The sequence below is a fragment of the Bradyrhizobium sp. Cp5.3 genome (assembly GCF_000426265.1).
GTDB lineage: Bacteria > Pseudomonadota > Alphaproteobacteria > Rhizobiales > Xanthobacteraceae > Bradyrhizobium > Bradyrhizobium neotropicale.
Window position 1 is genome coordinate 300585 of the sequence record NZ_AUFA01000004.1, and the last position, 12583, is coordinate 313167.

Consider the following 12583-nt stretch of genomic DNA (forward strand, 5'->3'; position numbering starts at 1 on the left):
TCAGCCCCCTGCACTTCGTTATTTGCGGACCTTGAGGGCGAACAACCCCTGCGGCCGCAGCATCAGAATTCCGACCACCGCGAGCAGCGTCAGCACTTTTGCCATCGAACCCGACATGAAGAACTCGAGCGTCGACTGCGTCTGCGAGATCGAGAAGGCCGATGCGATGGTGCCGAGCAGGCTGGCGGCGCCGCCGAACACGACGACCAGGAACGTGTCGACGATGTAGAGCTGGCCCGACGTCGGCCCGGTCGAGCCGATCATGGTGAAGGCGCTGCCGGCGACGCCGGCGATGCCGCAGCCGAGGGCAAAGGTGTATCGGTCGACTTTCGCGGTGTTGATGCCGACGGCGCCCGCCATGACGCGGTTCTGCACGACGGCACGGACCTGGCGGCCCCAGCGCGACCTGAACATGATGTAGGCGACCGCGATCGTGATCAGCACCGTCAGGCCCATCACGAAGACGCCGTTGATCGGCACCTCGATCGAGTCGGTGACGTGCAGCGAGCCCAGCATCCACTGCGGCAGCTCCACGCCGACTTCACGTGCGCCGAAGATCGAGCGATAGGCCTGCTGCAGCATCAGGCTGAGGCCCCAGGTCGCGAGCAGCGTGTCGAGCGGCCGCTTGTAGAGATGCCGGATCAGCACCCATTCGACCAGCATCCCCAGCGCGCCGGAGGCCAGGAACGCCAATATCATCGCGAGGAAGAAATAACCGCTGAACAGGCTTGGCAAATACGACTGGAAGACGTTCGACGTCATCCAGGTGACGTAGGCGCCGAGGATCATGAACTCGCCATGCGCCATGTTGATGACGCCCATCTGGCCGAAGATGATCGCAAGACCAAGCGCCATCAGAACGTAGACGGAAAACAGGATCAGGCCGGCAAAGCCCTGCATGACGAAGATGGAGCCGAGATCGCCAATCGAATAGTCACCGAACATCGATGTTTCTCCGTCGAGGGGACAGGGTCCCGCGTCGCGAGCGATATCGCGACGCGGGGTCGTGAAGCGCGGATTGACGGTCCGCGCCAGGGAGCTCTTGCTCGGGGAAGGCTTGCGGAGAATTCCGCGCGCTTACTGGTAGCCCTTCGGGAACGGATCGGGCTCGACCAGATCTGCGGTCTCGTAGATCAGCTCGAACTGGCCATCGAGCTTGGCGCGACCGACGCGGGTCTTCGACCAGAGGTGATGGTTCTCATGGATGCGCACGTAACCTTCCGGCGCGCCCTTGAACTCCACACCGGGCGAGGCAGCGGCGATCTTGTCAACGTCGAAGCTGCCAGCCTTCTCGACCGTCAACTTCCACAGCCACGGGCCGAGATAGGCGGCCTGCGTCACGTCGCCAATCACGGTCTTCTCGCCCCACATCTTCTTGAAGGCGGGGACGAAGGCCTTGTTGTTGGCATTGTCGAGCGACTGGAAGTACTTCATGCAGGCATAGGCGCCCGCGATGTTCTCGCCGCCGATGCCGTCGATCTCGTCTTCCGTCACCGAGATCGTCAGCAGCGCCTGCTTGGACAGATCGATGCCGGCCGCCTTGAGCTGCTTGTAGAAGGCGACGTTCGAGCCGCCGACCACGTCGGTGAAGATCACATCCGGCTTGGTCAGCTTGATCTTGTTGATCACCGAATTGAACTGGGTGCTGCCGAGCGCATAATATTCCTCGCCGACGACCTTGCCCTTCAGCACGTTTTCGACATGCTTGCGCGCGATCTTGTTCGAGGTGCGTGGCCAGATGTAGTCCGAGCCGATGAAGAAGAACGACTTGGCGCCCTTCTCCTTGGCGATCCAGTTCAGGCCGGCCAGAATCTGCTGGGTGGCTTCCTGGCCGGTGTAGATGACGTTCTTGGACTGCTCGAGACCTTCGTAGAAGGTCGGGTAGTAGAGCATGCCGTTGTACTGTTCCATCACCGGCAGCACCGCCTTGCGCGAGGCCGAGGTCCAGCAGCCCATGATCGCCGCGACCTTGTCGTTGACGAGAAGCTTCTTGGCCTTCTCGGCGAAGGTCGGCCAGTCGCTGGCGCCGTCCTCCTGGATAAACTTGATCTTGCGGCCGAGCACGCCGCCGGCGGCGTTGATCTGCTCGATCGCGAGCTTCTCGGCTTCGATCGAGCCGGTCTCCGAGATCGCCATTGTGCCGGTGGCCGAGTGCAGAATGCCAACCGTGACCTCAGTATCGGTCACCGCGAGTCCCGTGGTGTTGACCGCGGAAGTTGCAGGCGTTTGCGCAAAGGACGACCGCGGAAGCATGGTCACGGCGGGAATCGCCGCCATTCCCATCAGCAGCTTGCGGCGGAATGCCGATTGCAGGCCCTGGTTGGTTTCGTCTGACATGAGCACCCCATTGGTTTGAGAACGCGCTTATTGGTCAGGCGAGGATTGCCTAGAATTGTGCACCGCACAGATACGCAAGATTGCGTATACTGCACCGCAAAATAGCGACGTAGGTTTTTTGGTACGGGGTTTGCTGGCGATCGAAGGATCGGTCGTTTGCAGTGAGGAGAACGGACGTGGCAGGGCGGCAGCGGATAGACCGCGTCAGGCGCCAGTACAATCAATGGGTTGCCAACCAGACGCTCGAGGACTACGCGCTGCGCTTCACCGCCAAGAGCGCGCGGCGCTGGTCCGCCGCCCGCGTCGCCAACACCGCGCTCGGCGCGATCTCCTTCCTGGCGCTGGAAGCGATCGGCGGCACCATCACGCTGAACTACGGGGCAAGCAACGCGACCGCGGCCATCCTGGTCGTCAGCGTCATCATCTTCTGTTGCGGGCTGCCGATTGCCTATTATGCCGCCAAATGCGGCATCGATATCGACCTGCTGACCCGCGGCGCCGGCTTCGGCTATATCGGCTCGACCATCACCTCGCTGATCTACGCCTCCTTCACCTTCATCTTCTTCGCCTTCGAGGCGGTCATCCTGGCGGCCGCCTTGGAAGTGTGCTTCGGTATCCCGCGCCCGCTCGGCTATCTCGTCAGCGCCATCGTCATCATTCCGCTGGTGACCTACGGCATCACCCTGATCAGCCGCTTCCAACTGTGGACGCAGCCGCTGTGGGTGATCCTGCACGTCCTCCCGTTCCTCGCGATCTCCTGGGCCAATCCGCATTCGTTCACCGAGTGGCGGAAATTCGCCGGCGAACATGGCGATCCCAACGGCCATCTCGATCTGCTGCTATTCGGCGCCGCAGCCTCCGTGGTGTTTTCGCTGATGGCGCAGATCGGCGAACAGGTCGACTTCCTGCGCTTCCTGCCGCGCGACCCGCGCAAGTCGCAGATCTCATGGTGGACCGCACTGCTCTGCGCCGGTCCCGGCTGGATCATCTTCGGCGCACTCAAGCTGCTGGTCGGCTCCTTCCTCGCCTATTTCGCGCTGAGCCACGGCGTCGCTCTCGAACAGGCCGCCGAGCCCGCGAACATGTATCTCGAGGCGTTCCGCTACGTGCTGTCGCAACCGGATCTGGCGCTGGCGCTCACCGGCATCTTCGTCATTCTCTCGCAGGTCAAGATCAACGTCACCAATGCCTATGCCGGCTCGATCGCCTGGTCGAACTTCTTCTCGCGGCTGACGCACAGCCATCCCGGCCGCGTCGTCTGGCTGGTGTTCAACGTGATGGTGGCCCTGCTGTTGATGGAGATCGGCGTCTACAAGGCGCTGGAGCAGACGCTGGCGCTCTACTCCAACGTCGCGATCGCCTGGGTCGGCGCGCTGGTCGCCGACCTCGTCATCAACAAGCCGCTGGGCCTGCGCCCGCCGCAGATCGAGTTCAAGCGCGCCCATCTCTACGACATCAATCCAGTCGGCGTCGGCGCCATGACGATCGCGACCATCGTCTCGATCAGCGCGTTCTACGGCCTGTTCGGCCCGACCGCGAAGGCGCTGTCGGCCTTCGTCGCGCTCGCGGCAGCCTTCGTTTCGGCGCCGCTGATCGCGTGGGCCACCGACGGCAAGTATTACATCGCGCGCAAGCCGAAGCGGAGCTGGCAGAACATCGAGGCGATCCAGTGCTGTATCTGCGAGCATTCGTTCGAGCCGGAGGACATGGCCTCCTGCCCGGCCTATGCCGGACCGATCTGCTCGTTGTGCTGCTCGCTCGATGCCCGCTGCCACGATCTCTGCAAACCGCACGCGCGAGCCGGTGCGCAGGTGTCGGAGACACTCGGCAGGATGTTGCCCGAGGCGATCTATACGCGGATCAACTCGCAGTTCGGACATTACCTGGGCGTGTTCGCGGTCTCCGCCGGCCTGGTCGGGCTGACGCTGGGGCTGATCTACCTGCAGACCTCGGCGACCATGCACGCCGACGCGCTGTTGGCGGACGTGTTGTGGAAAGTGTTCTTTGCGCTGATCATTATCATCGGCGTGGTTGCCTGGCTGTTCGTGCTGGCGCAGCAGAGTCGGCGCGCCGCCGAACAGGAAACACGGCGGCAGACCACGCTGCTGATCCAGGAGATCGACGCGCACAAGCGCACCGACGCCGAATTGCAGCGCGCCAAGGAAGTCGCCGAATCCGCCAATCTCGCCAAGAGCCGCTATGTCGTCGGCCTGAGCCACGAGCTACGCTCGCCGCTGAACGCGATCTCCGGCTATGCGCAACTGCTCGAGCAGGACGCCAGCCTGCAGGCGCGGCCACGCGACCAGGTGCGCGTGGTCCGCCGCAGCGCCGATCATCTGTCGGGACTGATCGACGGCATCCTCGACATCTCCAAGATCGAGGCCGGGCGGCTCTATCTCTCCCGCGACGAGGTCCGCCTCAGCGACTTCCTCGATCAGCTCGTCGGCATGTTCCGACTGCAAGCCGCCGCCAAAGGCATCGACTTCGTGTTCAAGCGGCCGGCCGTGCTGCCGATCGTGGTCTATGCCGACGAAAAGCGGCTGCGGCAGATCCTGATCAATCTGTTGTCGAACGCGATCAAGTTCACGCAGGCCGGCAGCGTGCAGTTCGTCGTGCACTACCGCAGCCCGGTCGCCGAGTTCGAGGTGACCGACACCGGGCCCGGCATCCGGTCCGACGATCTCGAACGCATCTTCGCTCCCTTCGAACGTGGCGCGCTCGGCGTGGCGCAGCCGCAGACCGGCACCGGCCTCGGGCTGACGATCAGTCGCCTGCTCGCCGGCGTGATGGGCGGCGACATCAAGGTGACGAGCACGGTCGGTGCCGGCAGCACGTTCCGCGTCAAGCTGCTGCTGTCCGAGGTGACCAATCCACGCCGCGACGCGCCGGTGGAGGCGCCGGTCTACGGCTATCTCGGCCCGCGCAGGACCATCCTGATCACCGATGACGATCCAACTCATCGCGACCTGCTGCGCGAGGTTCTGGCCCCGCTGGGCTTCATCCTGCTCAGCGCACCCGATGGGCCCGGCTGCCTCGCGCTGGCGCAACACTGCCGACCCGACCTGTTCCTGCTCGACATCTCGATGGCCGGCATGGACGGCTGGACGGTCGCAGAGACCTTGCGCGCCAACGGCCATCACCAGGCGCGCATCCTGATGGTGTCGGCGAGCGCGCTGGAAGCGCACGGCGCGCCGCTGGCGCAGCCGTTCCATGACGGTTATCTGATGAAGCCGATCGACATCCCGCGGCTCCTGGAAACCATCCGGCAATTGCTCAGGATCGAATGGCAGTACGAGGCCGATCAGGCGCCGGTGCCGCTGTGGAAGCCGGAGAGCGGCTCGCGACCGCCGGTGAAATACGTCACGGAGCTGATAGGCCTCGGCCAGCTCGGCTATGTCAGGGCGATCCAACTCAAGCTCGACGAGATCGGCACCGAACATCCGGAACACGCCGATTTCGTCACCCACATGCGCGCGCTGATCGACCGCTTCGATCTCGACCAATACATGGCCACGCTGAAAACCCTGCACAGCTATGATCACTGATCCGAAAAAGCGCGACGTCGCCCTCGTCGTCGACGATTCTCCCGAGACGCTGCGGTTCCTGACCGACGCGCTCGACGGCGCCGGCATGACCGTGATGGTCGCGCTCGACGGCGTCTCCGCGATGCGGATCGTCGACCAGATCACGCCCGACATCGTACTGCTCGATGCGGTGATGCCTGGCATGGACGGGTTCGAGACCTGCCGGCGGCTGAAGCGCGACGCCGGCCTCGACGGCGTGCCGATCATCTTCATGACGGGCCTCGCCGAGACCGAGCATATTGTACGCGGCCTCGAGGCCGGCGGCGTCGACTACGTGACGAAACCGATCGTGGTCGAGGAGATGCTGGCGCGGATCCGCGTCCACCTTGCCAACGCACGGATGACCCAGAGCGCACGCGCGGCGCTCGACGTCTCGGGCCGCTATCTGCTCGCAGTGAACAGCCATGGCAAGTTGTTATGGGCGACGCCGCAGGGCCAAAAGCTTCTCGCGGACACCCTTGCCGACGACGCCATGGACGATTTCGTGCTGCCCGATCCGATGCCGCAATGGCTCGACCAGGCGCAGAAGGGCAAATCCGCCGCGAAGACCGCTACCATGGCCTCCTTCCCCGGCCACGAGCAACTGCGGCTGCAATATATGGGCAAGCTCGGGCCGAACGAATTCCTGCTCCGCCTCGCCAAGGATTCTGGCGCCGATGCGCCGGCGGAATTTTCGAGAGAGCTGGGCCTTACCACGCGCGAAGGCGAAGTTCTATCCTGGCTGTCCAAAGGAAAGACCAACCGCGACATAGCGCAAATCCTCGGCTTGAGCCCGCGTACCGTCGACAAGCACCTCGAGCAGATCTATTCCAAGCTCGGCGTCGAGAATCGCACGGCGGCAGCCGCGATCGCGGTCAACGCCAAGAATCTGAAGCAATGATGCGGAAGACCCTAGCTCAAAAGCACCAGTCCACCCGGCAGTCGTGATGTTGCGCAGCTTCGCCATGTCGGCCCCGACATAGCCGATCCCGTACGGATTGGTCGGGCTTGCGACCGTTGGCGAGTATCGATGCCCCACGTTGGCCAGGACGAGCGTGGGGGAGCGGAGCACGGTTCAGCTCGCGCCGGGAGTCTCAGTGGAGCTCAATACGCTGACAAGCCTCGCGCTCCGGTCGGTGCACGACCAGCCGGCGATCGAGCTGGTCTCGGGCGAAGTGCTGGTCAATGCCCAGCGCCCGCCCTCAGGTTTGCTGGTCATGCTGGCCGCCGGGGGAAGGATCTCGACGAGCGATGCCAACTTCAACGCCCACCCAGTTAAGAGACAACTGTGGGGTGGCTAACCTGCAGAACTTTTTTCGTGCCCGCGCCGCCTAAAGCGGGTTGCTCGCCAAAGATCGTAGATTGGCGAAAAAAACGTATCCCGTGCTAGCGAATCCAACCCCGGCCCGAACAATCAAGTCCTGGCCCTGCAGGACGCGTACCCCGCGGCGAGGGACGGATTGTCCATTTTGCTCGCCCTGATATCCACTTTACGACGCGCAGGTCATCGAGCGGAGGACCATCGCCCAAGGCACCCAAGGCAGGGCTTCATCCATTCGCAACACCAGCGAGATGCCAACGCGAGCTACGAAATCCCGTTTATCGCCCGCTAATGCTGGACACATTCTCGCCCTTCGGACGCTCTTTCGACACTATCGGCTTGCCGGCGCGTTTCTGAAAGCATTGGCCGGATTTGGTTGGGCGAACGAGATTGGGGTCAAAATCTCTTTCCGTTAACCGCGCCAACCACTTAGCCATAATGTCGGCCGATTCCGGCCTGACCCTCTACTCGCGGAAGGGTGGGGACCCGTCAACGTGATCAGATTCGTTGCCCTCGGAGTGACCGGCTTGGTGGCGCTGGGTGCCGTTGCAGCGCTTGGTAGAAGTGCTGCCCTGGTAGCCCCTGCTGCGATCGCGCCTGAGGTGGTGATATACCCGGTGGCAGTCGGTACCAAGAGTGATCGATTGCTTCCGGCCAAAAGGCAGGAAGTGGCGGTTGCTCTCCCGGCCGCGACAGCCAGCGAGCCGACATCGGCACCCGAGGCTGCGGTTTCGACGCCTCCCCCTCGAACGACGACGAAGCCAAAAGAGCCCGCCTTCATTCCGCGCCATTGGCACGACAACACGGCCTCTGGATACACTATCCGTAAGCGCAATGCTGCGGAGGCAAAGGCAACTCAAGCCAGAACCATCGAAAGGCCAAAGCAGAATTGCAGCCAAGATGGGTTGAGCCCGCTTCTGCGAAAGCTCAACTTGCAGCCGAACTGCGAACTCTGAGAGCTGTGGGCTCGATTCTCGATCGGCTACGCGAACGTCGACCAACTCATCCGACAATTGCCGAATCAAGCGGAATGGGTGCGGTATCGCTTTCCGCTTTGAGAGCCGACGACCTCGAAATAGCCGTTGGCGTCGAACTGATCGCGCTGTTGGGGAAGATAACCATTCGCTCAAAAGACGCCGACCGCCCGAATCCGGTGCCGCTAGCAGCACCACCCGTAGATTTCCCAATATCGCCCGTGTCGAGCCGGCTGGAAGATTTCGCAATGAAATCCTCGAAGCCCAAGGAATGGACCGACATCGAACGCAAGAAGCTTTCGGCGATGATACGCCGACGCTTCGGCGCGGCGGAAATTGCCGCGGCTCTTCGCCGCCACACCGGGTCGGTAAAGCGGACTGCGCGAGAGATGGGGCTAATCCTGAAGAAATGACGGCGAACCTTCCGCGCCCCCACGACACGACCCGCGAGGTCGTCAACTGCGCGATACCCGCGGTATCTGAGAGCTCACGGTTTCCTCGCCGGAGAGAACATCACCGCATGGAACCAAGCGATTGGCCGACCGTTGGGCGCTAGTGGCCAGCGGAGACCGGCGCGCGCTCGCGCCAACAGGCTTGACTTCTCGGCTCGGCTTCCACCGCAGGAAAAACGACATGGCCGATGCCGCAAATCAAATTGCCAACCGCATCCCAACCAATCTCGTCGTCAATGGCGTCGGGCGCACGCTCGACCTTGTGCCCTGGACTACGCTCCTGGATGCCCTGCGTGACCATCTCGGACTGACCGGCACAAAAAAAGGCTGCGATCACGGTCAATGCGGCGCCTGTACGGTGCTGGTGGACGGTCGGCGGGTCAATTCCTGCCTGACGCTCGCCGTAATGAAAGACGGCGCGGAGATCACCACCGTCGAAGGTCTTGCCAGGGATGGCGCGCTGCATCCTTTGCAACAGGCGTTCATCGACCACGACGCCTTCCAGTGCGGCTATTGCACGCCGGGTCAGATTTGTTCGGCAACCGGCCTCCTGGCCGAAGGACACGCCAGCGATGCTGACGAGATCCGGGAGCTGATGAGCGGAAATCTCTGCCGTTGCGGCGCCTATCCCAACATCGTCGCCGCCATCCAACAGGCAATGGGGCAGCCATGATCAACTTCCAGTATTCCCGCGCCACCGATGTCGCCGACGCGATCCTCCTGCTCACCGCCCATCCCGGCGCCAAGCTCATCGCCGGCGGCACCAACCTGATCGACCTGATGAAGGAGAATGTCGAAGAGCCCTCCCGGCTGATCGACATTTCCCGCCTGCCGCTCCGCAAGATAGAGGAGACGGCCGACGGAGGACTGCGCATCGGTGCCTTGGTGCCGAACTCGGATCTTGCCTACCATCCGCTGATCGAGCAGCGCTATCCGCTGGTCGCCAGCGCCATCCTCGCCGGAGCTTCGGCGCAATTGCGCAACATGGCCTCCGTTGGTGGCAATCTGATGCAACGAACGCGCTGTGCCTACTTCTACGATACGGCAACGCCCTGCAACAAGCGAACTCCCGGCAGCGGCTGCTCGGCGATCGACGGCCTCAACCGCAACCATGCGATCCTCGGCGCCAGCGCCTCCTGTATCGCGACAAATCCGTCCGACATGAGCGTGGCGTTGGCCGCGCTGGGCGCACGCGTGCATATCGCCGGTCCTTCCGGCGAGCGCACGATGGCGTTAGCCGATTTCCATCGGCTGCCCGTCGACACGCCTCACATCGACACCAATCTCGATATCGGCGAGATCATCACCGCGATCGAACTGCCGCCGCGCGGCTTCGCCCATCATTACAGCTATCTGAAAATCCGCGATCGGCTGTCATATGCCTTCGCCCTGGTTTCGGTCGCAGCCGCACTGGAACTCGAGGGCAACGCCATCAGCGAGGCGCGCGTGGCGCTCGGCGGCGTGGCCCACAAGCCTTGGCGCAGCCTCGAGGCCGAAACGGCATTATGCGGCCAAGCCGCGACGGCAGATCATTTCTCGCGCGCTGCGGATCTCCTGCTGCAGGGAGCACAAGCCTATTCGCATAACGGCTTCAAGATCGAGCTCGCGCGCCGCGCTATTGTTCGGACGCTGATGCAGGCCGCGAACGCCACGCCGCAATCGCAGGCTCACAAGAAGATCGCGTGAGGGACCGATGAACGCTTATGTCGGAACTCCAACGTCCCGTGTCGACGGTCGGGCCAAGGTCACGGGGGCAGCCAAATACGCAGGCGAATTCACGGCCAACGGACTCGTCCATGGCTTCGTCGTCGCGGCCACCATTCCACGGGGCCGCATCGCGCGCCTCGACACCAGCGAGGCGCTGAGGGTGACGGGCGTGCTCGACGTGCTCACCCATACGCATCGCCCGCCGCTCGCCGACAAGGACGAAGCCTGGATGGACGAGGTGGCGCCGGACGAAGGATCGCCGTTCCGTCCGCTCTATGACGACAACATCAAGTTCAACGGCCAGCCGATCGCGCTCGTCGTGGCGGAGAACTGGGAAACCGCGAAATTCGCCGCGACGCTGGTGCACGTCGAATATCAGGAGGGGGCGTTTGGTACCGACCTCGAAGCCGGGCGCGACAAGGCGATCGAGGTGCAGGGGCCGCACAAGCCGCGCGGCGACGCCGCAGGAGCGCTTGCCGGAGCGGCCGTGCGGCACGAGGCGGACTACTTCATTCCGACCGAGCATCACAACCCGATGGAGCTCTTTGCGACCACGGTTGTCTGGGACGGCAACGGCAGACTCACCGTTTACGACAAGACGCAAGGCGTCCAGAACGTCCACAAATATCTCTGCGGCGTGTTCGGCAAAAAGCCCGATGATATCCGCGTGCTCTCGCCCTATGTCGGTGGGGCCTTCGGCTCCGGCTTGCGGCCGCAATACCAGGTGGTGCTGGCAACGCTCGGCGCGCTTGCGCTGAAGCGCTCCGTTCGCGTGGTGTTGACGCGGCAGCAGATGTACGGGCTCGGTCACCGGCCAGCGACGATCGAGCGCATCGGGCTCGGTGCGAAGCCCGACGGCACGCTCGAGGCGGTCGCGCACGAGGCCACCGCCATCACCTCGCGCTACGAGGATTTCTCGCGTAACGACAGCGGCTGGGCGGAACAGCTCTACAGGAGCCCGAACAGTCGCTATTCCCACAAGCTCGTCCGTCTCGACGTCTCCACTCCCTGCGACATGCGCGCGCCCGGAGCCGCTTCCGGCGTCTGCGCGCTCGAATGCGCCATGGACGAGTTGGCCGTCGCGCTCAAACTCGATCCGCTCGAACTGCGGCTGAAGTGCTACTCCGATCGCGACCAGAGCGAAGACCTCCCCTACACGAGCAAGCAGCTGCGCGAATGCTACGCCCGCGGCGCGGAGGCCTTCGGCTGGAGCAAGCGCAATCCCACCCCTCGCTCGATGCGTGATGACAAGGAGCTGGTCGGCTGGGGTATGGCGACAGGTGTGTGGGAAGCGCTGCAGATGCCGGTCGCGGTCCGCATCGTGCTGACTGCCAATGGCCATGCCGAGGTATCCTGCGCGGCGTCCGATATCGGCACCGGCACCTACACCATCGTGGCGCAGGTCGCAGCCGATGCGCTCGGGCTGCCAATCGAGAGCATTAGCGTGAAACTTGCCGACTCGACCCTGCCGCAGGCTCCCGTCGAGGGCGGTTCCTGGATGGCCGCATCGAGCGCGCATGCGGTGCTGGGAGCAGCCGAGGATATTCGTCGGGAACTCGCGCGTCTTGCCAAGACGATGCCAGCCTCGCCGCTCGGCGGCGTCGATGCGGCCGATGTGATTCTTGTCGACGGCACGATTGCCAAGGCTGGCGACAAGGGCCGTGCCGTCTCGATCGCAGATGCGATGCGCTACGGCAAGCTCGAGCGGATCGAGAAGCAGAAGCTCAATCACTTCGCGGAGGACAAGTCGCACGCCCGCAACACGCATTCGGCCGTCTTCGCCGAAGTGAAGATCGACGAGCAACTCGGCGTCATCCGCGTCTCGCGGGTCATGAGCGCCGTCGCGGCCGGGCGGATCCTGAACACCAAGACCGGCCGCAGTCAGATCATGGGCGGTGTGGTCTGGGGGATCGGGATGGCGCTGCACGAGGAGACGGTGACGGATCACCGCTTCGGCCGGATCATGAACGCGAATATCGCCGAGTACCACATCCCCGTGAATGCCGACATTCACGAGATCGAGGTCATCTTCGTCGAAGAACGCGACGATCGCATCAACGCCCTGGGCGTCAAGGGCCTCGGCGAAATCGGCATCGTTGGCGTCCCAGCAGCAATTGCGAACGCCGTCTATCACGCCACGGGAAAGCGCATCCGCCGCTTCCCGATCACGCTCGACAAGCTCCTCGCCTGATGCGCCAGATCAGTGTTCCCGCAGCGAGGCTCGTCGCG

Annotated in this window: 9 protein-coding genes; 7 read left to right on the forward strand and 2 right to left on the reverse strand. The window is 63.4% G+C overall.

The features are described 5' to 3' along the window. Positions 1-18: 18 nt before the first annotated feature. Together urtB and urtA are read right to left on the reverse strand one after the other, a co-directional pair. Positions 19-945, reverse strand: coding sequence for an urea ABC transporter permease subunit UrtB (gene urtB / locus K289_RS0109145; protein ID WP_027551228.1), 927 nt, complete (start codon positions 943-945; stop codon positions 19-21). 132 nt (positions 946-1077) lie between these two features. Then, a complete protein-coding gene (gene urtA / locus K289_RS0109150; protein WP_027551229.1) occupies positions 1078-2337 on the reverse strand; it encodes an urea ABC transporter substrate-binding protein in 1260 nt (419 codons plus the stop codon). A 176-nt stretch (positions 2338-2513) separates the two neighbouring features. Here urtA and K289_RS0109155 point away from each other — a divergent pair, with 176 nt between their 5' ends. From K289_RS0109155 to K289_RS0109185, 7 genes are all read left to right on the forward strand, one after another. Beyond that, on the forward strand, positions 2514-5882 hold the full coding sequence (locus tag K289_RS0109155) for an ATP-binding protein (RefSeq protein WP_027551230.1): 3369 nt from the start codon (positions 2514-2516) through the stop codon (positions 5880-5882). Beyond that, positions 5872-6801 carry a response regulator transcription factor gene (locus K289_RS0109160; protein WP_027551231.1) on the forward strand — a complete coding sequence of 310 codons (930 nt, stop codon included), beginning with the start codon at positions 5872-5874 and terminating at the stop codon, positions 6799-6801. Before K289_RS0109155 ends, K289_RS0109160 begins: the two co-directional genes overlap by 11 nt. Before the next feature lie 154 nt (positions 6802-6955). After that, the gene (locus K289_RS52210) at positions 6956-7201 is read left to right on the forward strand and encodes a FecR domain-containing protein (protein ID WP_256379998.1); all 246 of its coding nucleotides are present in this window, start codon (positions 6956-6958) and stop codon (positions 7199-7201) included. A 1050-nt stretch (positions 7202-8251) separates the two neighbouring features. Further along, positions 8252-8608 carry a hypothetical protein gene (locus K289_RS0109170; RefSeq protein ID WP_027551233.1) on the forward strand — a complete coding sequence of 119 codons (357 nt, stop codon included), beginning with the start codon at positions 8252-8254 and terminating at the stop codon, positions 8606-8608. A 220-nt stretch (positions 8609-8828) separates the two neighbouring features. Next, complete coding sequence (locus tag K289_RS0109175) at positions 8829-9320, forward strand: (2Fe-2S)-binding protein (protein WP_027551234.1); 492 nt, start codon at positions 8829-8831, stop codon at positions 9318-9320. After that, positions 9317-10333: a xanthine dehydrogenase family protein subunit M gene (locus K289_RS0109180; RefSeq protein ID WP_027551235.1), complete on the forward strand. Its 1017-nt coding sequence runs from the start codon at positions 9317-9319 to the stop codon at positions 10331-10333. The genes K289_RS0109175 and K289_RS0109180 overlap by 4 nt, the downstream gene beginning before the upstream one ends. Positions 10334-10340: 7 nt before the next feature. Further along, positions 10341-12545 (forward strand): xanthine dehydrogenase family protein molybdopterin-binding subunit, encoded by a 2205-nt coding sequence (locus K289_RS0109185; protein WP_027551236.1) that lies wholly within the window; start codon positions 10341-10343, stop codon positions 12543-12545. Positions 12546-12583: the final 38 nt, after the last annotated feature.

Bases quoted from the DNA above. Each gene is read 5' to 3' on its own strand.
- urtB (WP_027551228.1), bottom strand. From the start codon at position 945: ATGTTCGGTGACTATTCGATTGGCGATCTCGGCTCCATCTTCGTCATG.
- K289_RS0109185 (WP_027551236.1), top strand. From the start codon at position 10,341: ATGAACGCTTATGTCGGAACTCCAACGTCCCGTGTCGACGGTCGGGCC.
- K289_RS0109170 (WP_027551233.1), top strand. From the start codon at position 8,252: ATGGGTGCGGTATCGCTTTCCGCTTTGAGAGCCGACGACCTCGAAATA.
- K289_RS0109175 (WP_027551234.1), top strand. From the start codon at position 8,829: ATGGCCGATGCCGCAAATCAAATTGCCAACCGCATCCCAACCAATCTC.
- K289_RS0109180 (WP_027551235.1), top strand. From the start codon at position 9,317: ATGATCAACTTCCAGTATTCCCGCGCCACCGATGTCGCCGACGCGATC.
- urtA (WP_027551229.1), bottom strand. From the start codon at position 2,337: ATGTCAGACGAAACCAACCAGGGCCTGCAATCGGCATTCCGCCGCAAG.
- K289_RS0109160 (WP_027551231.1), top strand. From the start codon at position 5,872: ATGATCACTGATCCGAAAAAGCGCGACGTCGCCCTCGTCGTCGACGAT.